The 23,836-nt window shown below is 64.7% G+C and carries 16 protein-coding genes; 4 read left to right on the forward strand and 12 right to left on the reverse strand.

The features are described from left to right. Positions 1 to 2 precede the first annotated feature (2 nt). The 9 genes from IVA75_RS39160 to IVA75_RS39200 all read right to left on the reverse strand — a co-directional run bounded on the left by IVA75_RS39160 (position 3) and on the right by IVA75_RS39200 (position 13,994). Entirely contained in the window at positions 3 to 1,691 is a 1,689-nt protein-coding gene (locus IVA75_RS39160; RefSeq protein WP_247291152.1) for a methyl-accepting chemotaxis protein, read from the reverse strand. Between the two features lie 283 nt (positions 1,692 to 1,974). Next, a complete protein-coding gene (locus IVA75_RS39165) occupies positions 1,975 to 3,945 on the reverse strand; it encodes a HAMP domain-containing methyl-accepting chemotaxis protein (protein WP_247291154.1) in 1,971 nt (656 codons plus the stop codon). 193 nt (positions 3,946 to 4,138) lie between these two features. Then, a complete protein-coding gene (locus IVA75_RS39170; protein ID WP_247359784.1) occupies positions 4,139 to 5,881 on the reverse strand; it encodes a methyl-accepting chemotaxis protein in 1,743 nt (580 codons plus the stop codon). Between the two features lie 280 nt (positions 5,882 to 6,161). Then, positions 6,162 to 8,231, reverse strand: a complete 2,070-nt coding sequence (locus IVA75_RS39175) for a methyl-accepting chemotaxis protein (protein WP_247291159.1) — start codon at positions 8,229 to 8,231, stop codon at positions 6,162 to 6,164. A gap of 415 nt (positions 8,232 to 8,646) precedes the next feature. Continuing rightward, on the reverse strand, positions 8,647 to 10,380 hold the full coding sequence (locus IVA75_RS39180; protein WP_027568627.1) for a HAMP domain-containing methyl-accepting chemotaxis protein: 1,734 nt from the start codon (positions 10,378 to 10,380) through the stop codon (positions 8,647 to 8,649). 207 nt (positions 10,381 to 10,587) lie between these two features. After that, positions 10,588 to 10,839, reverse strand: a complete 252-nt coding sequence (locus IVA75_RS39185; protein ID WP_247291160.1) for a hypothetical protein — start codon at positions 10,837 to 10,839, stop codon at positions 10,588 to 10,590. Positions 10,840 to 11,001: 162 nt separating this feature from the next. Then, entirely contained in the window at positions 11,002 to 11,601 is a 600-nt protein-coding gene (locus IVA75_RS39190; RefSeq protein WP_247291162.1) for a hypothetical protein, read from the reverse strand. Positions 11,602 to 11,713: 112 nt separating this feature from the next. Next, entirely contained in the window at positions 11,714 to 12,700 is a 987-nt protein-coding gene (locus tag IVA75_RS39195; protein ID WP_247291164.1) for an MDR family oxidoreductase, read from the reverse strand. 40 nt (positions 12,701 to 12,740) lie between these two features. Next, a complete protein-coding gene (locus tag IVA75_RS39200; RefSeq protein WP_247291166.1) occupies positions 12,741 to 13,994 on the reverse strand; it encodes an MFS transporter in 1,254 nt (417 codons plus the stop codon). A 330-nt stretch (positions 13,995 to 14,324) separates the two neighbouring features. On the opposite strand from IVA75_RS39200, the gene nadA reads away from it, so the two are divergent. The 3 genes from nadA to nadC are packed head-to-tail and all read left to right on the forward strand — an operon-like array spanning position 14,325 to position 17,932. After that, complete coding sequence (gene nadA / locus IVA75_RS39205; protein WP_247291168.1) at positions 14,325 to 15,431, forward strand: quinolinate synthase NadA; 1,107 nt, start codon at positions 14,325 to 14,327, stop codon at positions 15,429 to 15,431. Between the two features lie 9 nt (positions 15,432 to 15,440). Continuing rightward, a complete protein-coding gene (locus IVA75_RS39210) occupies positions 15,441 to 17,042 on the forward strand; it encodes an L-aspartate oxidase (protein WP_247291170.1) in 1,602 nt (533 codons plus the stop codon). 11 nt (positions 17,043 to 17,053) lie between these two features. Beyond that, a complete protein-coding gene (nadC, locus tag IVA75_RS39215; protein WP_247291172.1) occupies positions 17,054 to 17,932 on the forward strand; it encodes a carboxylating nicotinate-nucleotide diphosphorylase in 879 nt (292 codons plus the stop codon). Positions 17,933 to 18,088: 156 nt separating this feature from the next. Here the strand turns inward: nadC and IVA75_RS39220 are convergent, their stop codons facing one another. The 3 genes from IVA75_RS39220 to IVA75_RS39230 form a co-directional block, all read right to left on the reverse strand. Continuing rightward, positions 18,089 to 19,543, reverse strand: coding sequence for a cell wall hydrolase (locus IVA75_RS39220; protein ID WP_247291174.1), 1,455 nt, complete (start codon positions 19,541 to 19,543; stop codon positions 18,089 to 18,091). A gap of 479 nt (positions 19,544 to 20,022) precedes the next feature. After that, the gene (gene ppdK / locus IVA75_RS39225) at positions 20,023 to 23,001 is read right to left on the reverse strand and encodes a pyruvate, phosphate dikinase (protein ID WP_247291176.1); all 2,979 of its coding nucleotides are present in this window, start codon (positions 22,999 to 23,001) and stop codon (positions 20,023 to 20,025) included. A 96-nt stretch (positions 23,002 to 23,097) separates the two neighbouring features. Then, positions 23,098 to 23,253, reverse strand: a complete 156-nt coding sequence (locus tag IVA75_RS39230) for a DUF3096 domain-containing protein (protein ID WP_007594951.1) — start codon at positions 23,251 to 23,253, stop codon at positions 23,098 to 23,100. Between the two features lie 222 nt (positions 23,254 to 23,475). Between IVA75_RS39230 and IVA75_RS39235 the strand changes: the two genes are divergently transcribed. Next, the gene (locus tag IVA75_RS39235; protein WP_247291178.1) at positions 23,476 to 23,829 is read left to right on the forward strand and encodes a DUF1236 domain-containing protein; all 354 of its coding nucleotides are present in this window, start codon (positions 23,476 to 23,478) and stop codon (positions 23,827 to 23,829) included. The last annotated feature ends 7 nt before the right edge of the window (positions 23,830 to 23,836 follow it).

Here is a 23,836-nt window from a genome sequence, read left to right on the forward strand (position 1 = left end):
AATCAGGCCGCGCGAACCGATTCCAGGAATTGCGCGACCTCGACCTTGAGACGGGTGCTGTCCGTCGCCAGCGATTTCGCCGCCGACAGTACCTCGGTCGAAGCCTCGCCGGTCTCGATCGCGCCGCGCTGCACGTTGGTAATGTTCGACGAGACCTCCTGCGTGCCGACCGAGGCCTGCTGCACGTTACGCGAGATTTCCTGCGTGGCCGCGCCCTGCTCCTCGACTGCGGCAGCGATGGCTGCAGCGACCTCGGACAGCCGCTCGATGGTGCCGCCGATCTCCTGGATGGCACTGACCGATTCCTGCGTCGCCGCCTGGATGCCCGCGACCTGCGCCCCGATCTCACCGGTCGCTTTCGCGGTCTGCTCGGCCAATGCCTTGACCTCGGACGCGACGACGGCGAATCCGCGGCCCGCTTCGCCGGCACGTGCGGCCTCGATGGTCGCATTCAGCGCCAGCAGATTGGTCTGGCCGGCGATGGTGTTGATGAGCTCGACGACATCGCCGATGCGGGAGGCCGCCTGCGACAGCGCGTTGACGCGGTCGTTGGTCCGCGTCGCCTGCTCGACGGCCTCAGCGGCCATTCGCGCCGAGTCCTGCACGCGGCGGCTGATCTCGGTGATGGAGGACGACAGCTCCTCCGAAGCGGACGCCACCGCCTGGACGTTGGTCGAGGCTTCCTCGGAGGCGGCCGCGACGACGGTCGCGAGTTCCTGTCCGCGCTGCGCGGTGTTGGTCAGCGTCGAGGCGGAGGCCTCGAGCTCGGTGGAGGCCGAGGATACGGTCCCGACGACCTCGCCGATCATGGCTTCGAACTTGCTGGTGATGGCGTCGACACGGCGGCCGCGCTCGATCTTGGCTTCGGCATCGCGCGCAGCGGCCTCGTCGGCGGCCTTCTTGGCGATCAGCGCCTCCTTGAAGATCTGCAGCGCATCCGCCATCGATCCGATCTCGGTCTTCTCGCCGCGATGCGGCACCTCGGCCGAAAGGTCGCCCTCGCCGAGCGACTGCATCGGGCGGATGATTGAGGCAATGCCACGAGAAACGTCGCGCACGAGATAATAGGCGGCGCCGATCGCGATCACGACCGAGAGCACGATGATGCCGACCAGCACGCGGAAGATCATCGCGTAGCTGTCGGCGGCCTGCTTCGTCTCAAGCTCGGCGCCGCGGTTGTTGAGCTCGATGCCCTTCTGAAGCAGGGGGTCGGCGGCCTGGGCCATCTTCGCAACCTTGGTCTGCAGTAGCTCGTTGGCGTCGGCCGGGAAACGTCCAACACCCTTGCGCGACAGCGCCATCACGTCCTGCACGCCGTTCAGATACTCGGCCCACGCCGTACTCCATTGCCCATAGAGCGAGCGCTCTTCGGCGGAGGTGATCAGCGGCTCGTAGACCTTGCGCGTCTGGTCGATACGCGCCCGGAGCGAGGCGAGGCGCTTCTCGGCGGCGTCCTTGCCCTCAACGGTGTCCTGCATCAGATGCAACCGGAGCGCGACGCGCAGCTCGTTGATGTCGGCGCGAAGCGAGCCGAGCGCGCGCACGCTGGGCAGCCAGCTCTCCGCGATCTCGACCGTATGGGAATTGATGTTCTGCATGGTGCCGATCGCCGTCACGCCGACACCGGCGAGCGAAAGGACGAGGACCGACAGCACGGCCAGAAGCTTGAAGACGATGGACAATTTCGACATCACGACAAATCCCGATGTTACCTTGCAAGGCGCAAATCACCTTCGCCGCAATCGCCACGACGGTGGCGAGACGGAGGTCAGTTCAACAATGCTGGCTGATTTTTATCCCGTGAGCTTGCGCCCATAGTTGCAAACAGGCGTTAACAGGAACCTACGTAAAACTACGGGATAGCCCTGACCGTCATTATTTCTTCTGCAACCATCTGTTGCAGCGGCAGCGGCACCTCATGCTGCCACGCGAGCGCTGCGCTTGCGTTGCAACATCCGACAGAGACAGCCGCCGTCACGCCGCCCGCACCGAGTCCAGGAAGCGCGCGACCTCGCTCTTGAGCCTGTTGCTCTCCTGCGACAGCGATTGCGCGGCCGAATGCACCTGCGCCGAGGCAGCGCCGGTTTCGCCTGCGCCGCGCTGGACGTCGCCGATATTCGCCGAGACTTCGGAGGTGCCGTTCGCCGCCTGCTGGATGTTGCGGGAGATCTCCTGCGTCGCGGCGCCCTGCTCCTCGACCGCGGCGGCGATGGCCGACGAGATCTCCGACATCCGCGCGATGGTGTTGCCGATCTCCTTGATCGCACCGACCGAGTCTTGCGTCGCGTTCTGGATCGCACCGATGTGCTGGCCGATCTCGCCGGTGGCTTTTGCAGTCTGCTCGGCGAGCGCCTTCACTTCGGTCGCGACCACGGCAAAGCCCTTGCCGGCTTCGCCCGCCCGCGCCGCCTCGATCGTTGCATTCAGCGCCAGCAGATTGGTCTGGCTGGCGATGGTGTTGATGAGCTCGACCACGTCGCCGATGCGGGAGGCGGCCTTGGTCAGCTCGGCGACGCGCGCATTGGTGCGCTGGGCCTGCTCGACCGCGACGTCGGCAACACGCGCCGATTCCTGCACCTGGCGGCTGATCTCGGAGATCGAGGAGGTCATTTCCTCGCTCGCTGAAGACACCGACTGCACGTTCGCGGAGGCCTCTTCGGAGGCGGCCGCCACGACGGTGGCAAGCCCGTTGCCGCGCTCGGCGGCCTGCGTCAGCGTGTTCGAAGATGCTTCGAGCTCGGTTGCAGCCGACGAAACAGTATCGATGATCTCGCCAACCGCGCCTTCGAAATTATCCGCGAGCCGGTGCATGTCGGCCTTGCGCTGCTGGTGCCCGCGCGCCTCGGCCTCGATCTGCTCGATGCGCAGCCGCTCGGCCTCCGCCATGCTGGTCCTGAACACCTCGACGGCGCCGGCCATCTCGCCGATCTCGTCCCTGCGCCCGACGCCGGGGACGGAAATCGAAAGCTCGCCGCGCGCAAGCCGCGTCATCGCACCGACCATGCCGGCAAGCGACTTCGAGATCGAACGCCCCAGAAGGAAGCCGACCGCGGCGAGCACGACGACGGTAACGCCGAAGGCGACCATCATCCACATGCGCACGGCATCGCGGGTCGCAGCTTCCGCAACGTCGGCCTTCCTGTAGAGGTCTTCGACTGTGTTGCGCACCTCGATCATGCTTGGTTCTAACCCACGGAACGTTTTCATCATGCTGGCGTCGAGGGCCGCAGTTTGCTGCGCCGTCTCCACCCACGCCGTGAACTCGGACTGGTATTTCTGCAGCTTGGCTGTGATGTCGTTCATCACTACGGTAGGGATTGCGACGACCTCTATCGCCTTGGAGAACTCGACTGCGGCCTTCTTCATCTCGGCGATGTATTTTGGGTCGCGCCGCAGCATAAAGTCCTTCTCGTGCCGGCGCATCATCAGCATCCAGCTGGTGGACCTGGGATCGTCGATCTCCTTGAGCTTGGCCTCGATGTCGTGCACGGCGGCGCGGAGTGAGCCGGAGAGGCCCAGAGTCTCGTTTAGGCCGAGCCGGGTCTCCGCGACCACCAATGCGCCGAAGTCCGACGCGTATCGCTTGAAGCCGTCCTGGGCCTGCTTCATCCGGTCGGACAGCGCGCCCAAGCCGCCGGCCGACATCAGCCGCTCCACCTCGTCGAAATCGCGATTGATCGGCCCGATCAATTCGGCATGGGCTTTGGCGTAGCTCTCGTTGCGGCGCTGCTGAAAGTTCTTCTCGTTGCGGCGGGCCTCCAGCATCTCGATGGAGAGCTGCTTGTCGAGGTCAGCGATCGCGCGAGCGCGGTTGGAGACGGCACGGGAGGCATCCTGGGAGAGGCTGCCGATCTGGTAGATCGAGCCAAAAGCGACGAGGCCGACGAGACCGAAAAGTCCGATCGCCATGACCTTGTGGGTGAGACGGATGGAAAGGCCGCTCATGAGTGTGCTCCAATACGTCGATACGCAATACGGGAGGGCGACTCAGCGCCCGGAATATTGCGGGCATCATGACTGCATCGGTTTTCCGGAAGGTTAACCCTGCGCGGTCTTCGTCGCGGCTCCGCAATATGCACGCGCGCAAACGCCGCGCTTCTACGCGCGGCGGTTGCAGTTCTCTCATGATATGCGCCCGTCAGGCGGCGCGCACGGTGTCGAGGAACTTGCCGACCTCGAGCTTGAGGCGGTTGCTGTCGCCGGACAGCGACTGCGCGGCTGCCAGCACCTGCGACGATGCCGAGCCGGTTTCGCCTGCACCGCGCTGCACGTCGGTGATGTTGGACGAGACCTGATGAGTGCCTTCGGCCGCCTGCTGCACGTTGCGCGAGATCTCCTGCGTCGCCGCGCCCTGCTCCTCGACGGCCGCAGCGATCGTGGACGATATCTCGGACAGCTTTTCAATGGTGTTGCTGATGGCGCTGATGGCGGCGACCGAGTCCTGCGTCGCCGCCTGGATGCCCGAAATCTGCTGGCCGATTTCGCCGGTCGCCTTCGCGGTCTGCTCCGCCAGCGCCTTCACTTCGGAAGCCACCACGGCAAAGCCGCGGCCGGCCTCGCCGGCGCGTGCCGCCTCGATCGTGGCATTGAGTGCCAGCAGATTGGTCTGGCCGGCGATGGTGTTGATCAGCTCGACCACGTCGCCAATGCGCGCCGCCGCCTTGGACAATTCGCCGACACGGTCGGTCGTGGTTCGGGCCTGGGTAACCGCCTCGCTCGCGACCCGCGCCGATTCCTGCACCTGGCGGCTGATCTCGGTGATCGAGGACGACAGCTCCTCCGTGGCCGACGCGACCGACTGCACGTTGGTCGAGGCTTCCTCCGAGGCTGCGGCCACCACTATCGTCAACTCCTGTGCCCGCTCCGCCGTCGAGGTCAACGTCGAGGCCGAAGCCTCGAGCTCTGTCGCGGCGGAGGAGACCGTATCGACGATCTCGCCGACGGCGCCTTCGAAACTGTCGGCAAGCCTGCGCATATCGGCCTTGCGCTGCTCGGCCGCCACATGGTCCTGTCGCATCTTGGCTTCCGCTTCTTCGCGCGCCTTCTGCTCCGACACGATCTTGAATTTCTCGACGGCACCGGCAACGCCGCCGACCTCGTCCTTGCGGCCGAGGCCCGGCAGCACCACGGCGAAGTCGCCGCCGGCGAGCTTCTCCATTGCGGCAGTCAGGGCGCGCATCGGACGGGCAATACTGAAGATCGAGAAGACGCAGGCGCCGATCAGGACGAGCGCGACCAGCACGCCTGCGATCAATGACGTCCGCGCAACGGACGCAGCCTGCGCTTCCGCCGCCGTGCGCGCCTCCTCACTCCTGTGCTTGGCGAAGTTCGTGATTTCGTCGGCGAGCTCCGATATTTCCGCGTTGATCGGCGCCAACGTTTCCTTGCGGATGCGGTCGATCTCGGCGGTCAGCTTTGCTAACTGCGTCGCCGCTTCGCCGTCCTTCTTCGACTCGAGTGCGAGCTCCTGCTTGCGGATCGCCTCGATCTGCTGCTCGCCCTTCTGGAAATTTCCGATCAACACGGTCAGGCGGTCGATACGCTTGTGGTTCTCCGGCGATTGCGAAAGCCTTGCCATTTCACCCGAGAACTTCAGGGCCGACGTCTGCCGGTCATTGAAATAGCTGGCGGCTTTCTGCATCTCGGTCGGTGAGCTCGACATCAGGATGTCGCGAATGCCGATCTGCATGCCCCGCACCGACGATTTCGCTTCCGCGGCATTGAGCGCGATCGCCTGCTGTCTCGATGCGCTATCGCCGAACTTCTGGACCTCGGCGCCTCCGCTCATCTGGAGGAGGATCATCACGGCGACGAGCGCGAGAGTCAGCGCCGAGGTGATGGCGAGCTTGGTGCCAATTCGCAGGTTCTGAATGATCATCATCGAAAAATATCCTTGGGATACGCATTGTCGCGACCAAGCGCGTGAACAGCTGGGAAGAATATCTGACGAGCCCTCCATTAACGTTAAGCGCGAGAGCGGCGCCGCTTAGGTAGAAATACTGAATGCGCCGCTCGAATTGCCGGATTACCGGAACTATCCCGCGCAATCGGAACATGCTTCGCGAATTTGCGAGGTCCGCGTGCGATAACGTCCACCCCCTACGAGGTCGCTCCGCAGACGCAACCGATTTCGGATTCGGTCGCGACTGCGCGATGCCGCGTCACGCTGCGCGCACGGTATCGAGGAAGTTGCCGACCTCGAGCTTAAGGCGGTTGCTGTCTCCGGAGAGCGACTGGGCCGCCGCCAGCACCTGCGACGACGCCGAGCCGGTCTCGCTCGCCCCGCGCTGCACGTCGGTGATGTTGGCCGAGACCTGATGGGTGCCTTCCGCCGCCTGCTGCACGTTGCGGGAGATTTCCTGTGTCGCCGCGCCCTGCTCTTCCACGGCAGCCGCGATGGTGGAGGAAATCTCCGAGAGCTTCTCGATAGTGCCGCTGATGTCCTTGATTGCGTCGACCGAATGCTCGGTCGCGGTCTGGATGCTGGCGATCTGCTGCCCGATCTCGCCGGTGGCCTTCGCGGTCTGTTCGGCGAGTGCCTTGACCTCGGAGGCGACGACCGCAAAGCCGCGACCGGCTTCGCCGGCGCGCGCGGCCTCGATGGTCGCGTTGAGCGCCAGGAGATTGGTCTGACCCGCGATGGTGTTGATCAGCTCGACCACGTCGCCGATCCGCGTCGCCGCCCTGGACAATTCGCTGACACGCTCGGTGGTGACGCGCGCCTGGCCGACAGCTTCGTGGGCCACGCGGGCCGATTCCTGCACCTGCCTGCTGATCTCGGTGATAGAGGACGATAGCTCCTCGGTCGCCGACGCCACCGCCTGCACGTTGGTCGACGCCTCCTCGGAGGCCGCAGCAACCATGGTCGTGAGCTGCTGCCCGCGCTCCGCGGTCGATGTGAGCGTCGACGCCGAGGCTTCGAGTTCGGTCGCTGCAGAGGACACGGTATCGACAATCTCCCCGATGGCGGCTTCGAAGCCGTCGGCCAGCTTCCGCATATCCGCCTTGCGCTGCTCGTCTGCCCGCCGCTCGGCCGCAGCGTGATCGCCGCGCATGCGTTCGACTTCGAGGCCGTTTTGCTTGAAGACTTCGACGGTCCGCGCCATCTCGCCGACCTCGTCACCTCGGCGGGTGCCTGGCACGAATGTCGTGAAGTCGCCATTGGCGAGCCCACCCATCGCAACCGAAATGGCTGATAGCGGCTTGAGGATCCGGCCAAAGGTGATCCAGAAACTGAGGCCAGCGAGCATCACCGAGGCGCAGAGCAACACGGCCGTGAAAGCGAAATTACGAGTGCTGCCTTCTGCCTGCATCGTGGCTTCGCGGTCAGCGGCCGCGCCAATGGCTTCACCGAGCTTCAGCACCGCATTGATGCCGGCAGTGGCCCGCGTGAAGTATTCGGGTCCGGTGATCTTGTAGTCCCCGCCTTCGCCACCGGCGAGCACAATTGCCCGCGTTTCGCCGTAGGCTCCAAAATAGGACTTCTCAACCTCCGTCATCGCCTCGCCGATCTGCACGGCGAGGTCGGAGCGCAGCCGCACCGGCAATACCGTGTCCCATGCGAGTTCGACCTTGGCTCGGAGCGCCGAAAGGCGCTCATAGCCCTCCATCCCGAGCTTCGCGCGCGCACCGACGACCCCAGCCAGCAGGGCCCGCTCCCTTCCGGCATTCTCGGCCATCTGAGCTGTCAGATGTCGCAAGCCGATGAGCTGAGCCAGCCTTGCCACGGGCGGGCTGGTGAGCGTCTCGAGCGTCAGCCGCAAACGGTTGCTCGCGACGTCGATCACCTCCGTAATTGTCGGCGCGAAGCCATCTACGAGGTCAGGCTCGCGTTCGACGCGCGGGCGCGACATTCCCGCATCGGCCTTCTCACGCAAGAGACGCAGCGCCTCAAATTTCACCGCGGCGTCCGCAATCTGTTTTTGCCCCGCCGTCATTTCGGGAACCGCGCTGATATCGAGGGCGGCTTGGCGAAAGGCCTCGTCGGCCGTCGCGCGCGCCTTGGCGATTTCGGCACGGCGCTCGGGGCTGACGACATCAGGAGACTTCAGCACGGCGTTGGTCAGCCCGCGTTCAATCGCCCAATGTCCTGCGCTGCGCAGCAGCAGATGGGCAACTGCATTGACCTTCAGGAATGCCTCTGACTCTCGCCTCTTGAGGATGGCCTCATAGGCGATGAATCCAGCCGAGGCCAACCCCAGCAAGACCAGGGCAGAGATGATGATCGGCAAGATCGTGCCGATCCGAACATTTCCAAGCCGACTCCACGCGCTGGCGGCCTGAGTTCGGACCTGCTGATGATGAGCAGGGCTCAACATGCTAGTTTCCCCCAAAGGAAACACGCAGCCAAGTCCTTGCCGGCTGCATGGACGTTGATCGCCCTTGCCGGAGAATCTAGTCCTCGAGTTTCGCATTCTGGTTAACGGGAGGGCCCGGAGAAATACCGAGATTTCAGCCCAAATAATTGAAATGGAAGAGATAATTTCGCGAGTAAGTTGTAAATTTCAGCTGGAGGTCGCCGCCGTTTGCTTTTGCAGCCGATGTTCGCCGAAGGCATGCGCGAGACGTTCGCGGCGACGATCGGATGCAAAAACGCCTCGCCTGAGAGAGGCAGGGCGTCTCTACTAACTGTCTGGAACGAGGTTCTTAGGCGGCGCGCACGGTGTCGAGGAACTTGCCGACCTCGAGCTTGAGGCGGTTGCTGTCGCCGGACAGCGACTGCGCGGCTGCCAGCACCTGCGACGATGCCGAGCCGGTTTCGCCTGCACCGCGCTGCACGTCGGTGATGTTGGACGAGACCTGATGAGTGCCTTCGGCCGCCTGCTGCACGTTGCGCGAGATCTCCTGCGTCGCCGCGCCCTGCTCCTCGACGGCCGCAGCGATCGTGGACGATATCTCGGACAGCTTTTCAATGGTGTTGCTGATGGCGCTGATGGCGGCGACCGAGTCCTGCGTCGCCGCCTGGATGCCCGAAATCTGCTGGCCGATTTCGCCGGTCGCCTTCGCGGTCTGCTCCGCCAGCGCCTTCACTTCGGAAGCCACCACGGCAAAGCCGCGGCCGGCCTCGCCGGCGCGTGCCGCCTCGATCGTGGCATTGAGTGCCAGCAGATTGGTCTGGCCGGCGATGGTGTTGATCAGCTCGACCACGTCGCCAATGCGCGCCGCCGCCTTGGACAATTCGCCGACACGGTCGGTCGTGGTTCGGGCCTGGGTAACCGCCTCGCTCGCGACCCGCGCCGATTCCTGCACCTGGCGGCTGATCTCGGTGATCGAGGACGACAGCTCCTCCGTGGCCGACGCGACCGACTGCACGTTGGTCGAGGCTTCCTCCGAGGCTGCGGCCACCACTATCGTCAACTCCTGTGCCCGCTCCGCCGTCGAGGTCAACGTCGAGGCCGAAGCCTCGAGCTCTGTCGCGGCCGACGACACCGTATCGACGATCTCGCCGACGGCGCCTTCGAAACTGTCGGCAAGCCTGCGCATATCGGCCTTGCGCTGCTCGGCCGCCACCTGGTCCTGCCGCATCTTGGCTTCCGCTTCTTCGCGCGCCTTCTGCTCCGACACGATCTTGAATTTCTCGACGGCACCGGCAACGCCGCCGACCTCGTCCTTGCGGCCGAGACCCGGCAGGACAACAGAGAAGTCACCACCAGCGAGCTTGTCCATGGCAACCGTGAGCGCGCGGATCGGCCGCGCGATGGTCAGGAAGGACATCAACCACGAACCGATGAGGACGAGCACGGCGCACGCACCGACCACCATGCCGAGACGCTCGCTCGCGGCCATCTCCTGGCTCGCGGCAGCGATTTCTTCATCGCTCTTGTGCTTGGCGAAATCGGCAATCTCGCTGGTCAAATTGTCCAGCTGTGTGGCAAGCGGCAGCGTCACCTCGCGGATCTGGCGCGCGCCTTCCTCGGAAATCTTGGCGGCGCGGACGGGGTCCGTGGCCGCAACCGCAATGGCCTCGCTGCGAACAGAGGCGTTCTGCTGCGCGCCCTTCAGGTAATCGGCCGACGTAGACTTGAGCTTCTCCATCCGCGCGCGGTTTTCCGGGGCGTGCGACAACCTGAGCATGGAATCGACAACGCCGTTCAGTGCTTTCGACCGCTCCAGCAGAAGCTCGCTCGCCTTTTGCAAGTCACCCTGATTGTTGGCGAGACGCATGTCTCGTACGGCGAGTTGCAAGCCGCGTATCCCAAGCTTGGCTTCGGTGGCCTCGCGCACCAATTCCTGCTGCGCAATCGCGGCCTGGTTGGAATGACGCACGGTGTTGTTGCCCATGACCTGGCTCGCGATCATGGCGCCGACGAGAATAACGCCGAACGCCGAAGCGAGCGCGAGCTTGGTACCGATTTGCAGATTCTGGATGAGTCTCGACATGAGGGCGTTTCCCGGGTTGCGCGGCCAAGTCATTGTCGGCCGCCCTCGGCGTTGATCGCCCTTGCCTAAAAACTGAGCTTCAGGTGTGGTGATCCGGTTAACGATCGCCCCCGGACAAATACCGGACTTACCGGAAAATCCCTTGAAAAACGGCACGGTCTGCGCGCTTAACAGGTTAACCACACGCAACGGTAGGATGCCCGATTTCTAGCCAGTGCGACCAAGGGCCTTTTGGCCCTCGCCGATCAGGCTAATCCGGAACACCGGCTCCTTGTTCTCGTCGAGCAGCTCCATGCGCCATTCGGCGTTCGGCTTCAGACTGCGCGAGATGCCGCCGAGCAGATTGGCACAGACTTCGGTCATCTCGGTCCAGGCTGCGGCGCGGTCCTCGAACTCATATGGCTGGTCGGCAGCACCGGAATAGCGGCCCGTGCTGATACGGAAGAAGTACAGCGACATCGTTGAACCCTTTTATCGGGCCGCGCCCCCGGCCGTATGCAAACTGGGGCGCGAACAGCTACCAACGCATGAAAGCCGCCGTCCGTATGACTACGGCGCGGCGGCTTCGTGTCTGATGGCAGCTCTCAACGACAAAGTGCGCGGACTGTCCCGCGCACCAACTCACTGGGTGGAGCGGCGCAGCTCCAGCGGGGCCTCGTCCCTGGCGGGCTCCGATTTGACTTGCGGCTTCACCGGCTCGAGCCGGCTACTCTCGACGCGCGGGGTCTCGACACGCGCGGCGACTTCGGTGTTGGGCGTGCCGACCGAACCCGTGTGTTCCGAAGTGCGCAGCGAGCGCGGCCGCGCCACGGCGCGCGCCATCAGCATCTGGTTGCCGCCCTGATGATGGAAGTCGCAATAGGCGAAGCCCATCCCCGATACCGAGCCGCGGAAACTGCGATCGTCGGTCTTTTCAAGGTTGAAACAGGGCTCGAACGGAATGCCCTTGATGGAGGCGCAGACGTTCTGGCCGCGGATCTGAAGCGTGTTGCCGGGCAGGCGGAGATGTTTCACCGGACCTGCACCCGAGAACTGCACGGCGCCGGCGGCGCCGAGGTCGTCCATGATGCGGCCAGCGCCGCGGGTCCCGTCAAAGCAGGTGAAAGCAAACACCTTCCCGGCGACGAAGCGGCGCGCCTCATCGGCGTTCATGCTTCCAGCAATGGCCGGCGCAAGCGTCGCTACCGCCGTGACCGCCCCCAACACAATACGCGCAAGCATGCTCAACTCCGAACCAACCCCGCAGCGGGCTATGCCTTATCTCTTTACCCGCTGCTTACCATACTAACCATGGCGACATTGAAGCAGCATGGTTGGTAAAGTCTGAACGCCGTTAGACAATTTTTACAACGGTGCGACCGCGGACCTGGCCGGCCAGGATTTTCGCGCCCCGCTCCGGAACGTCGGAAAGCGAAATTTCGTGAGTAATTTCAGCTAGTTTTGTCCGATCCAGATCGGACGCCAGGCGCTGCCAGGCGGCTTTCCGCGGCTCGATCGGACACATCACGGAATCGATGCCGAGAAGGCACACCCCGCGCAAAATGAAGGGAGCGACGGAAGACGGCAGGTCCATGCCGGCAGCCAAGCCGCACGCCGCGATCGCGCCGCCGTACTTCGTCATCGACAGTAGGTTTGCGAGCGTGGTCGAGCCGACGCTGTCGACGCCACCCGCCCAGCGCTCCCTCGCAATGGGCTTGGCGGCCGCCGACAATTCGTTGCGGTCGATCACCTCCGTCGCGCCGATCTCTTTCAGATAGTCCGCTTCGGACGCACGGCCGGTGGACGCGATGACGTGATAGCCGAGCTTTGAGAGCACGGCGGTCGCAACCGAGCCGACGCCGCCCGCCGCGCCCGTCACCACGACCGGACCGCTCTTCGGCGATACTCCGTGCTTCTCCAGCGCAAGCACGGACAGCATCGCGGTGAAGCCGGCGGTGCCGATCGCCATGGCGTCGCGCGCCGACAGGCCCTGCGGAAGAGCGACCAGCCAGTCGCCTTTCACCCGCGCCTTCTCGGCATAGGCCCCGAGATGCGTCTCGCCCATGCCCCAGCCGGTGCAGACGACCTTGTCGCCCGCCTTCCATTGCGGATGCGAGGACTGCTCGACCGTGCCGGCGAAATCGATGCCGGCAATCATCGGGAAGCGGCGCACCACCGGCGCCTTGCCGGTGAGCGCAAGGCCGTCCTTGTAGTTCAAGGTCGACCATTCCACGCGGACGGTTACGTCGCCCTCCATCAGCTCGGCTTCGTCGAACTGCGTGAGCTGCGCGGTGGTGCCCTTGTCCGCCTTGTCAATCCGGATCGCCTTGAACGTCGCCACAGCAAAACTCCCTGACTTGTTTCAGGGGATGTTTAGCCGATCAGGCAGGCTGCGCAACCGCCCGCTGGACCGGTTTCTCCACGATCGGAAGATTGATCAGCGCCGAGAGCACGCCGAACAGGATCGAGAGCCACCAGATCGGCGTGTAGGAACCGAACCGCTCGAACACGATGCCGCCGAGCCAGACGCCGAGGAAGCCGCCGACCTGATGGCTGACGAAGGCGAAGCCATAGAGGGTGGCGAACCAGCGCGTGCCGAACATGATCGCGACCAGCGCCGAGGTCGGCGGGACGGTCGACAGCCAGGTCAGGCCGGAGACCGCGCCGAACGCAATCGCCGAGAACGGCGTGATCGGGAACGAGATGAAGGCAAGCGTCGCAAGCGCGCGCGTTAAATAAATGGTCGAGAGGATGTAGCGCTTGGGCAGGCTGTTCTGGAGATAGCCGACGCTCAGCGATCCCATGATGTTGAACAGGCCGATCGCGGCGATCACCCAGCCGCCGATTTGCGTGGAGATGCCGCTGTCGACCAGAAAGGCCGGCAGATGCACCGTGATGAAGGCAAGCTGGAAGCCGCAGGTGAAGAAGCCGAGCACCAGCAGCACGTAGGAGCGATGGCCGAAGGCTTCCGCGAGCGCTTTGGTGAAGGTCTGCTGGTCCGCAGGCGGCGCGTTTGCGGTGCTTGCGACCGGCGGCGTCGAGAGCGCCAGCGCCAGCGGGATGATCAGCAGCATCAGGAAGCCGAACACGGTGAGCGCCTGCTGCCAGCCGAAATTGTCGATCAGGGCCACACCGATCGGCGCGAACAGGAATTGCCCGAACGATCCCGCCGCAGTGCCGGCGCCGAGCGCAAGGCCGCGCTTCTCGGCCGGCAAGAGCTTGGTAAAGGCTGACAGCACCAGATTGAACGAGCAGCCGGCGAGACCGAAGCCGACCATGACGCCAGCGCCGATGTTGAGGGACAGCGGCGTCGAGGAATAGCGCATCAGGAGCAAGCCGCCGGCATAGAGCAGAGCGCCGACGCACATCACCCGGAACAGGCCGAAGCGATCGGCGACCGCACCGGCGACGGGTTGGCCCAGTCCCCACAGCAAATTCTGAAAGGCAATCGCGAGGCCGAACACGTCGCGACCCCAGGCATATTCATGACTCATCGGCTGCACGAAGAAGCCCAGCGCCGAGCGCGGGCCGAAGCCGAGCATCCCGATCGCGCAGCCGCAGAGAATGATGATCGCCGGCGTGCGCCAGGAGGAGGAACGGGAGACCGAACCGAGCTCACCCATCTGTGTCGACATGCTGTTCCTCGTGCGTCGGCGCGGTTTCGCAAATGGCAGCCGCGAGCGAGCTCGTTTAATGCATCTGCATGAAAACCCCAAGTCAAAAACGATTGCATTCCGCGAAGAGCTGGCGCGGGAGCATTGCATTTCCTCGCGGCCTCGTCGGACGCGCCAGGCGCCCGACCTGACGGAAATGTGTGCGGCGAGATCTGGCGGCTCCCAACACGACGTGTTATTTACTATTTGCTCATATCGAGCATATCGAATGGGATTCGGGCCCGTCGGCCGGATTTCTCAGGCTCTATATATACTCATGATGAGTATAAATAGACATGCACGGAGGCTTCGATGCCGCTAACTGGAATTTACGGCCCCGACGACTTTGCGAACCGGCCGCAGGGCCACGTCATCACCCCGGCACGGGCCGAGCAGGCGCGAACCGGACCTCCGCTGCCGATGCCTTCGCTGGAATGGACGCCGGAGGTCGAGCGAGCCACCGCGCCGCTTTACGAGCGCGTGAAACACGTCATCCCGCCAATCGAATGGCCGCTGATGGCCCCGACGATCAAGGCGATCAACGAGCTGAAGCAGGCCCGGGGCGCGGTGATCCTCGCGCACAATTACCAGGCGCCGGAGATCTTCCACTGCGTCGCCGACATCGGCGGTGATTCGCTCCAGCTCGCGGTCGAAGCCACCAGGGTGAAGGCCGGCATCATCGTCCAGTGCGGCGTGCACTTCATGGCGGAGACGTCGAAACTGCTCAATCCGGACAAGACGGTGCTGATTCCTGACACGCGCGCCGGCTGCTCGCTCGCTGCCAGCATCACCGGCGCCGACGTCCGCCTGCTCCGTGACAAATTTCCCGGCGTGCCTGTCGTTGCCTATGTCAACACCTCCGCGGAGGTGAAGGCCGAGGTCGATATCTGCTGCACCTCGTCGAATGCGGTCCAGGTGGTCGAGAGCCTCGGCGCGCCCAGCGTGATCTTCCTGCCCGACCGCTATCTCGCCACCTACGTGGCCTCGAAGACCGACGTGAAGATCATTGCCTGGAAGGGCGCCTGCGAGGTGCACGAGCGTTTCACTGGCGCCGAGCTGCGCAGCTACCGCGAGGCCGATCCCTCCGTGCAGATCATCGCTCATCCCGAATGCCCGCCGGACGTGCTGGCCGAGGCCGATTTCACGGGCTCGACCGCGCACATGATCAACTGGGTGCGTGAGCGGCGGCCGCGGCGGCTGGTGATGATCACGGAATGCTCGATGGCCGACAATGTCCGCGCCGAGCTGCCCGATGTCGAGATGCTGCGTCCCTGCAATATCTGCCCGCACATGAAGCGCATCACGCTCGCCAACATTCTGGAGAGCCTGCTGACGCTTCGCGAGGAAGTGACGATCGATCCCGCACTTGCGGACCGCGCAAGGCGCTCGGTCGAGCGGATGATCAATTTAAAGAATTGAGATAAAGCCATGACAAACAACATCAACACGCTCCCCCGCTCCGAAGACGTTATCATCGTCGGCGGCGGCCTTGCCGGATTGTTCTGCGCGCTCAAGCTCGCGCCGCGGCCCGTGACATTGATCTCGGCCGCGCCGCTCGGACAGGGCGCGTCGTCCGCATGGGCGCAAGGCGGCATCGCCGCGGCAATGGCTGAAGGCGATACGCCGGAAGCGCACGCCGCGGACACGGTTGCAGTTGGCGGCGGCATCGTCGACGAAGCTGTCGCTCTCGGGATCGCGCGCGAGGCCGCACCGCGGATTCACGACCTTCTCGCCTATGGCGTGCCGTTCGACCGCGATCTCGAAGGCAGGCTCGCAGTCGGGCGCGAAGCCGCACATTCGGCGCGCCGCATCGTGCATGTGCGTGGCGATGGCGCGGGCGCCGCCATCATCGCGGCGCTGAGCGATGCCGTGCGGCGCACGCCGTCGATCCGACTGATCGAAGGTTTCGTCGCCGAGGCGCTGTTGACCGAGGACGGCGCCGTCACCGGCCTTCAGTTGCGCGAAGCCGACAATTTCGCCGCACGGCCGGTCCTGCTCGCCGCGCGGACGGTGGTGCTGGCCACGGGTGGCATCGGCCATCTCTATGCCGTCACCACCAATCCGTGCGAGGCTAGCGGATCCGGCCTTGCGATTGCTGCACGCGCAGGCGCGGTCATCGCGGATTCCGAGTTCGTGCAGTTTCACCCGACCGCCATCATGGTCGGCCGCGATCCCGCGCCGCTCGCCACGGAAGCGCTGCGCGGCGAAGGCGCGACACTAATCAACGGCCGTGGCGAGCGTTTCATGGCGGCGCGTCATCCGCTCGCCGAGCTTGCATCGCGCGACATCGTGGCCCGCGGCGTGTCCGCGGAGATATCGGCAGGGCGCGGCGCCTTCCTCGATGCGCGGCAAGCGCTGGGCGCATGTTTTGCCGACAGATTCCCGACCGTTCATGCAAGCTGCATCGCCGCCGGCATCGATCCCGCCACGCAGGTCATCCCGATCGCACCTGCGGCGCACTATCACATGGGCGGCATCGCGGTCGACCATCGCGGACGCAGCTCGATCGAAGGGCTCTGGGCCGGTGGCGAAGTGTCGTCCACCGGCGCGCATGGCGCCAATCGCCTCGCCTCGAATTCTCTGCTGGAGGCCGTGGTCTACGCCGCGCGCATCGCCGACGACATCGCCGGCCGCGCGATTCCCTCGCCCGCCCACCTTTCGGACGTGGCGACGCCGCGGGGCGGCGCGCCGGATGCTGCGGCCGTGAAGCGGCTGCGGACGCTGATGAGCGCGCATGTCGGCGTGATCCGCGATGGTGACGGGCTTGCGGACGCGGTTCGCAGCTTCACCACGCTCGAACGCGAGGCCACGAGCATCGCGGTGCGCAACATGGCAACGGCAGCCCTGCTCGTGGCGGCGTCGGCCTGGAACCGGTGCGAGAGCCGCGGCGCGCATTTCCGCTCCGACCATTCCGCGGACGTTCCCGCACTCGCGCAACGCACAATGACGACGCTCGCAGCAGTGCGCGAGATCGCAGATAGCCTGACCGAACGCCCGACACCGCGCACCGCGCAACCCATGATCGCCTGACGGAGTCTGCCATGATCACCTCAACCTCTCTGCTCTATCCCGACGCCTTTCTCTCCCCGCTCGCGATCGACGAGGCCGTGCTCCGCGCGCTCGATGAGGATCTCGGCCGCGCCGGCGACATCACCTCGCTTGCGACGATCCCCGAGGCAACGAAGGCGCAAGCGATCCTGGTCGCTCGGCAGTCCGGCGTGATCGCCGGCTTGCCGCTGGCCCTCGCCACGTTGCAAAAACTCTCGCCCGACATCGAGATACGCGCACATGTTCGCGACGCCGCGCGCGTCGCCCGCGGGCAGCAGGTGCTGACGATCTCGGGGCCGGCACGCGCCATCCTCACGGCGGAGCGGACCGCGCTGAATTTCGTCGGCCGCCTGTCAGGCGTTGCGACGCTCACGGCGGACTATGTTGCGCGCACCGAGGGCACCCGAATGCGAATCTGCTGCACGCGAAAGACCACGCCCGGGCTGCGCGCGTTGGAGAAATACGCGGTACGTTGCGGCGGCGGCTTCAATCACCGCTTCGGGCTCGACGACGCGATCCTGATCAAGGACAACCACATCGCGGTCGCCGGCGGCATCCGCCCCGTGCTGGAGCGCGCCCGCGCCCATGCCGGCCACCTCGTCAAGATCGAGATCGAGGTCGACACGCTGCCGCAGTTGCGCGAGGTGCTCGACACAGGCCTTGCCGACGCTGTGCTGCTCGACAACATGGACATTGCGACGTTGCGCGAAGCCGTTGGGATCAACGAGGGACGCCTCGAATTGGAGGCATCCGGCGGTGTCACCCTGGACTCGATCGCAGCCATCGCGGCGACCGGCGTCGACTACGCCTCAGCCGGTGCGCTGACGCATTCGGCGCCGAATTTCGACTGCGCACTGGATATCGAGGCGTGATGCGGGGTTCCCTCTCCATCATGGCCGGGCTTGTCCCGGCCATCCACGCCTTGCAACTCTGTGCAAACAACGTGGATGCCCGGGCCTTCGCCTCGCCGAAGCGGCTTCGGCCGCGCAGGCGGGACAAGCCCGGGCATGACGAATTCTTGTGAACAGCTACCTTCGCTCGGTCGCGCCCATCTCGGCGGAGCTCTTGGCTTCCTGGGTGAGCTCGGCGGAGAGCGCGGCGGTCTGCGCTGGGGTGCCCCAGCTTGGTTCCTCGCTGCCGTCGCCCCAAGCGCGTGGGCGATAGAAGGTGTGGACGCCGGTCTTGTACATCTTCTTCATCTCGGCGACCCAGGACGGGCGAACCCAGTAGGCGTGGTAGTGCGTGGACTTGCCGACCTCGGGTAGCCAGATCTGGCCGTCGAGCATGGCCTTGGAGATCTTTTTCGCACGCTCCCACATCTCGGGCTCGCGGATCACGTCGGCATTGCTGTCGCAGGCAAAGGTGAACTGGCAGGCGAGATGGCGGTGCTTGTTCTGATAGACCGCGCCGCACACGGTGTCCGGATATTTGCCGGAGAACACGCGGTTCATCACCACCTGCGCAACCGCCATCTGGCCGCGCACGGCCTCGCCGCGGGACTCGAAATAGACGGCTTCCGCAAGGCATTTTTCGGACTTCGCGCGCGACTTGTCGTCGAGCGCGAGCCGCTCCGCCGGCGATCTGGCGCGCTGGTTGTCGACGTTGACCTCACCCTTCGGCGCGACGCTCTCGCCGCTTTCGATATCCTTCGCAATTTCCTCCGACGGCGGCGACAGCGAGGCCGTCACCTTCATGTCGGGGTCGGGCATCACGATCAGCGGCTCGGCACCCGGCTGCCAGCTCTCGATGCTCTCGACATTGCCACCAAGCGAGGAGCTGCCGAAGAACAGGTTCGAGGTCTTGACGCGGAATGGATCGCGCGGCGGTGCGGCCGGTATGGTGGCCTGCTTCAGCGCTTCGAGCGGCTGGAGCGCGAGCGAGCGCGCAGCATCACTGGCTTGTGGTGCATTGGTGTATTGCGGCAGCGGCGGCGCGCGCAGCGCTTCCGCGAGTTCGGGATCGAGCGCGGCCGCGGACTCCGGCGACATCGCCTGTGGCAGCGCGACGGTTTTGGCGCCGAACACCGAGCTGTTCGACGTTGCGGGATCTTCCTGCGTCGGCGCTGCCGTCGGCGCACCCGCTTCGGGAGCCTGCGTCGGTGTGACCGTTGCGAGGCGATCACCCTTCATGGAGCGATCGACCTTGGGAAAATCGGCGGCCTGGTAGCGCGGCGGCGCCTGAAGCGCCGGATTGCGGCTGATCGCGCCGGTGACGTCGCGGCCGTCGAGGCTCGCGAGACGAACCATCGCGCTCTGCGGAGCCGAAGTGCCGATCGGCCGGGAAAAACTGTAAGTGGCGAGCTGGATGGAAGACGCAGCAGAGAACACCTGCTTCTGCCAACGCTCCGCGACGCCGGGTTGGCGCGCCAGCAGCGAGGCAATGTCCTGATAGCCGGTCTCTCTCGGCATCAATGCGAAGATGCAGAGACCGATGCCGAAGGACGCGAACCGCGCGCCCTTCGGATGGGTACGCAACAAAAACATCGATACGCTCACGCTACGCTTACGCTAGAAAAATCGAGCCGCAGTACATCCGTGCAATTCGATCTTTATCGTGAGTATCTAATTTAGGTTGCCGGGGCGTTAATCGGCGTTGCGCTTGCGGCACACGCAAGCAATCGCAGGTGTTTTCACGGGGTGATGATGCGCCTTGGTAAATGCGCCCTCACGCGAGGGGGTAAACAATTGGTCAACGCGAATGGTGAAGGAACTCTTGCGCGCACGTCTCATTACGGGACGCGCGCTGAGTTCCCGCTACTGCGATGTGCTCACACGCACGCGCTCAAGCTCGTCATTGCGAGGAGCTCTTGCGACGAAGCAATCGAGACTGCTGCCGCAGGAAGATTCTGGATTGCTTCGCTGCGCTCGCAATGACGGCGTGGAAGCAGTCGAGCCTCAAAATGAAAAGAGGCGGGGTTTTGCCCCGCCTCTTTCGCTCTCAATATTTCAAGTCGCCGCTCCGATTATGCCTGGCTCGCCACCGCCTTGCCGAGCGCGGCTTGCGCGGCGGCGAGGCGGGCGATCGGGACGCGGTAGGGCGAGCAGGAGACGTAGTCGAGGCCGATCGCATGGCAGAAGGCGACGGAGGCGGGATCGCCGCCGTGCTCGCCGCAGATGCCGACCTTGAGCGAGGCGCGCGTCTTACGACCGCGTGCGACGCCGATCTTGACGAGCTCGCCGACGCCTTCCTGGTCGAGCGCGACGAAGGGATCGATCGGCAGGATGCCCTTGGACACGTAGGTGCCGAGGAAGCTCGCGGCATCGTCACGGCTGATGCCGTACGTCGTTTGCGTGAGGTCGTTGGTGCCGAACGAGAAGAACTCGGCGCTCTCCGCGATCTCGGCCGCGAGCAGGCAGGCGCGCGGCAGCTCGATCATTGTGCCGACCTGATAGGTCAGCCTGGTGTTGGTGTCGCGCATCACCGCCTTCGCGGTGGAATCGATGCGCGCCTTGACGAGGTCGAGCTCCATCTTGGTGGCGATCAGCGGCACCATCACCTCGAGGCCGACGGCCTTGCCGGTGCGCTTCTCGGCCTCGACCGCTGCTTCGAAGATCGCACGCGCCTGCATTTCGGCGATCTCGGGATAGGCGATCGCGATACGGCAGCCGCGGAAGCCGAGCATCGGATTGAACTCCGAAAGCTCGCGCGCGCGGTCGGCCAGGCGCCGCGGGTCGGTGTTCATGGCGCGGGCCACTTCCTCGACCTCGGCATGGGTGTGCGGAAGGAACTCGTGCAGCGGCGGATCAAGCAAACGGATCGTGACGGGCAAGCCCTTCATGATCTCGAACAGCTCGACGAAGTCGGCGCGCTGCATCGGCAGCAGCTTTGCCAGCGCAGCGCGGCGCGACTGCTCGTCCTCGGAGAGGATCATCTCCCGCACCGTGCGGATGCGCGTCTCCTCGAAGAACATGTGCTCGGTACGGCAGAGGCCGATGCCTTCCGCGCCGAACTTGATCGCGGTGTGCGCGTCCTCCGGCGTGTCCGCGTTGACGCGCACGCCGATCTTGCGGACCTGGTCGGCCCATTTCATCAGCGTGCCGAACTCGCCGGACAGCTCGGGCTCGATCATCGGCATGCGGCCGGCGAGCACCTGGCCGAGCGAGCCGTCGATGGTGATGACGTCGCCGGTCTTGAAGGTGCGCGAGCCGATGCTCATGGTACCGCGGCCGTAATCGACCCGGATGGTGCCGCAACCGGAGACGCAGGGCTTGCCCATGCCGCGCGCGACCACCGCAGCATGCGAGGTCATGCCGCCGCGGGTGGTCAAGATGCCTTCGGCGGCGTGCATGCCGTGGATGTCTTCGGGGCTGGTCTCGATCCGGACCAGAATCACCTTGCGTCCGTCGGCCTGAAGCTTGGCCGCTTCGTCCGAGGAGAACACGATCTCGCCGGAGGCCGCACCCGGCGAGGCCGGCAGGCCGGTCGCGATCACGTCGCGCTTGGCGTTGGGGTCGATGGTCGGATGCAGCAGCTGATCGAGCGAGGCCGGGTCGATCCGCGTCACCGCTTCCTTCTTGGTGATCAGGCCTTCATTGGCGAGCTCGACCGCGATGCGGAGCGCCGCTTTCGCGGTGCGCTTGCCGCCGCGGGTCTGCAGCATCCAAAGCTTGCCCTGCTCGACCGTGAACTCCATGTCCTGCATGTCGCGGTAGTGCTTCTCGAGCAGCGTGTAGATCCGCGTCAGCTCCTTGAAGGCCTCCGGCATCGCCGATTCCATCGACGCCTTGTCGGAGCCCGAGTCCTTCCGCGCTTCCTCGGTGATGTCCTGCGGCGTGCGGATGCCGGCGACCACGTCCTCGCCTTGCGCGTTGATCAGGAACTCGCCGTAGAGCTTGCTCTCGCCGGTCGAGGGATTGCGCGTGAAGGCAACGCCGGTCGCCGAGGTCTCGCCCATGTTGCCGAACACCATGGCCTGCACGTTGACCGCGGTGCCCCAGGATTCCGGAATGTCGTGCAGCCTGCGGTAGGTCACCGCTCGGGCGTTCATCCAGGATGAAAACACGGCGCCAATCGCGCCCCAGAGCTGGTCGTGCGGATCCTGCGGAAAATCCTTGCCGGTTTCGCGAGCGACCGCGTCCTTGTACTTGCCGACCAGATCGACCCAGTCGTCGGCGGTGAGATCCGTGTCGAGCGTGTAGCCCTGGCTGTCCTTGAAGGTGTCGAGGATTTCCTCGAAATGATGATGCTCGAAGCCGAGCACCACGTCCGAATACATGGTGATGAAGCGGCGATAGCTGTCATAGGCGAAGCGGCGATCGCCCGACAGTTCCGAGAGCGCTTCGACGGTTTCGTCGTTGAGGCCGAGATTGAGCACGGTGTCCATCATGCCCGGCATCGAGGCGCGGCCGCCGGAACGCACGGAGACGAGCAGCGGGTTCCTGGAATCGCCGAAGATCTTGCCGGTCAACTTGCCGACATGATCGAGCGCCTTCTCAACCTGCGACCGCAGTTCCTTGGGGTAGGATTTGTCGTGCGCGTAGAAATAGGTGCAGACCGAGGTCGGGATGGTGAAGCCCGGAGGCACCGGCAGGCCGAGATTGGCCATCTCGGCGAGGTTGGCGCCCTTGCCGCCGAGCAGGTCGCGCATCTCCGCTTTGCCCTCGGCCTTGCCGTCGCCGAACGTGAACACCCACTTGCCGGCCTTGGCCGCAACAGGCACGGCCTTGCTTGAAGCAGCCTTGCTCGGTACCGGCTTCACGGCAACCTTCGGCGCAACCGGTTTCGTCGGTGCCTTTGCAACAGCCTTGGAAACCGACTTGGAAACCGACTTGGCGGCAGGCTTCACAGCCGGCTTGGCCAGCGGCTTAACAGCGGCTTTGGCCACGGGCTTCGGGGCGCGCTTGGCAAGTGCCTTGCGGGCCGCCGGCGCGGCTTTCGCCTTGGCGGAGGACTTTGATTTCGCTGGCATTTTCGCTGGAGTTTTCGAGGCGGCTTTGGCCATAGCTTGCACACAACCTGCGAGAGGAATGGGTAATTGCGGGCCTTACACCACTTTGGGCAGGTCCGCGCAAGTCGAAGAGTTCCGTAGAATGAAGGCCTAGAGATGGAGCCACTTCAACAATCCGAGCCCGATCGCACCATTTATGATGAGAAAAATCGCGACGATCAGGTTCAGGAGGCGCGGCATGATCAGGATGAGCACACCCGCAAGCAGCGACAGGATCGGCGAGATATGGGCGACGGTGATGTGCATGAATTTTCTTTCCGTGGGGTGGGGGCGAATCGCGGCGGGATCATAGCGGACTGGGTTCCGCGGGTAGAGACGCACTGGGCGCGGGCGAGTTCCCGGCTCCGCGAAAACAGCCCGAAAATGCCGCGAATGCGGCGGGCGTTTTCCGGAACATCGCGGAGACGCATGCATTGGCAACCGGTCGCGCCATTGGCGCTTCCGAAAACCTTCTCGAAGGAGTTGCCCATGCGGAACAGGATTCTTGCTCTTGCAGCGCTCGCGGCCGTGATCGGCTCGCCCCTTGCGGCGCAGGCGCAAAGCGGCGTCACAGTGGGACGCGCGCCCGTCGTCGTCGACAGCGGCCCGACCATTGCCGTCGAGCAGCGGCCGGCTTTCCGCGACTATGTCGTCGAACAACGCGTGCCGGCTTTCCGCATCCCGGATCGCGTGGTGGTCGGTGCCACCTTACCTGAAAGCGGCGTCACCTATTATGACGTGCCGCAACGTTTCGGCGCCACCACCTATCGCTATACCGTCGTGAACGGCGAGACCGTGCTGGTCGAGCCGCGCTCGCGGCGCATCGTCGAGGTGATGGACTAGCGCAGTC

Origin of the sequence: Bradyrhizobium sp. 134 (assembly GCF_023074155.1) — a bacterium.
In the GTDB taxonomy this organism is placed as follows: Bacteria; Pseudomonadota; Alphaproteobacteria; order Rhizobiales; family Xanthobacteraceae; genus Bradyrhizobium.

Excerpts from the sequence above, each read along its gene's own strand:
- IVA75_RS39180 (WP_027568627.1), bottom strand. The coding sequence starts at position 10,380 with ATGTCGAGACTCATCCAGAATCTGCAAATCGGTACCAAGCTCGCGCTC.
- IVA75_RS39190 (WP_247291162.1), bottom strand. The coding sequence starts at position 11,601 with ATGCTTGCGCGTATTGTGTTGGGGGCGGTCACGGCGGTAGCGACGCTT.
- IVA75_RS39230 (WP_007594951.1), bottom strand. The coding sequence starts at position 23,253 with ATGCACATCACCGTCGCCCATATCTCGCCGATCCTGTCGCTGCTTGCG.
- IVA75_RS39220 (WP_247291174.1), bottom strand. The coding sequence starts at position 19,543 with ATGTTTTTGTTGCGTACCCATCCGAAGGGCGCGCGGTTCGCGTCCTTC.
- IVA75_RS39160 (WP_247291152.1), bottom strand. The coding sequence starts at position 1,691 with ATGTCGAAATTGTCCATCGTCTTCAAGCTTCTGGCCGTGCTGTCGGTC.
- IVA75_RS39185 (WP_247291160.1), bottom strand. The coding sequence starts at position 10,839 with ATGTCGCTGTACTTCTTCCGTATCAGCACGGGCCGCTATTCCGGTGCT.
- nadC (WP_247291172.1), top strand. The coding sequence starts at position 17,054 with ATGATCACCTCAACCTCTCTGCTCTATCCCGACGCCTTTCTCTCCCCG.
- ppdK (WP_247291176.1), bottom strand. The coding sequence starts at position 23,001 with ATGGCCAAAGCCGCCTCGAAAACTCCAGCGAAAATGCCAGCGAAATCA.
- IVA75_RS39170 (WP_247359784.1), bottom strand. The coding sequence starts at position 5,881 with ATGATGATCATTCAGAACCTGCGAATTGGCACCAAGCTCGCCATCACC.
- IVA75_RS39210 (WP_247291170.1), top strand. The coding sequence starts at position 15,441 with ATGACAAACAACATCAACACGCTCCCCCGCTCCGAAGACGTTATCATC.
- IVA75_RS39235 (WP_247291178.1), top strand. The coding sequence starts at position 23,476 with ATGCGGAACAGGATTCTTGCTCTTGCAGCGCTCGCGGCCGTGATCGGC.
- nadA (WP_247291168.1), top strand. The coding sequence starts at position 14,325 with ATGCCGCTAACTGGAATTTACGGCCCCGACGACTTTGCGAACCGGCCG.
- IVA75_RS39200 (WP_247291166.1), bottom strand. The coding sequence starts at position 13,994 with ATGTCGACACAGATGGGTGAGCTCGGTTCGGTCTCCCGTTCCTCCTCC.
- IVA75_RS39165 (WP_247291154.1), bottom strand. The coding sequence starts at position 3,945 with ATGAGCGGCCTTTCCATCCGTCTCACCCACAAGGTCATGGCGATCGGA.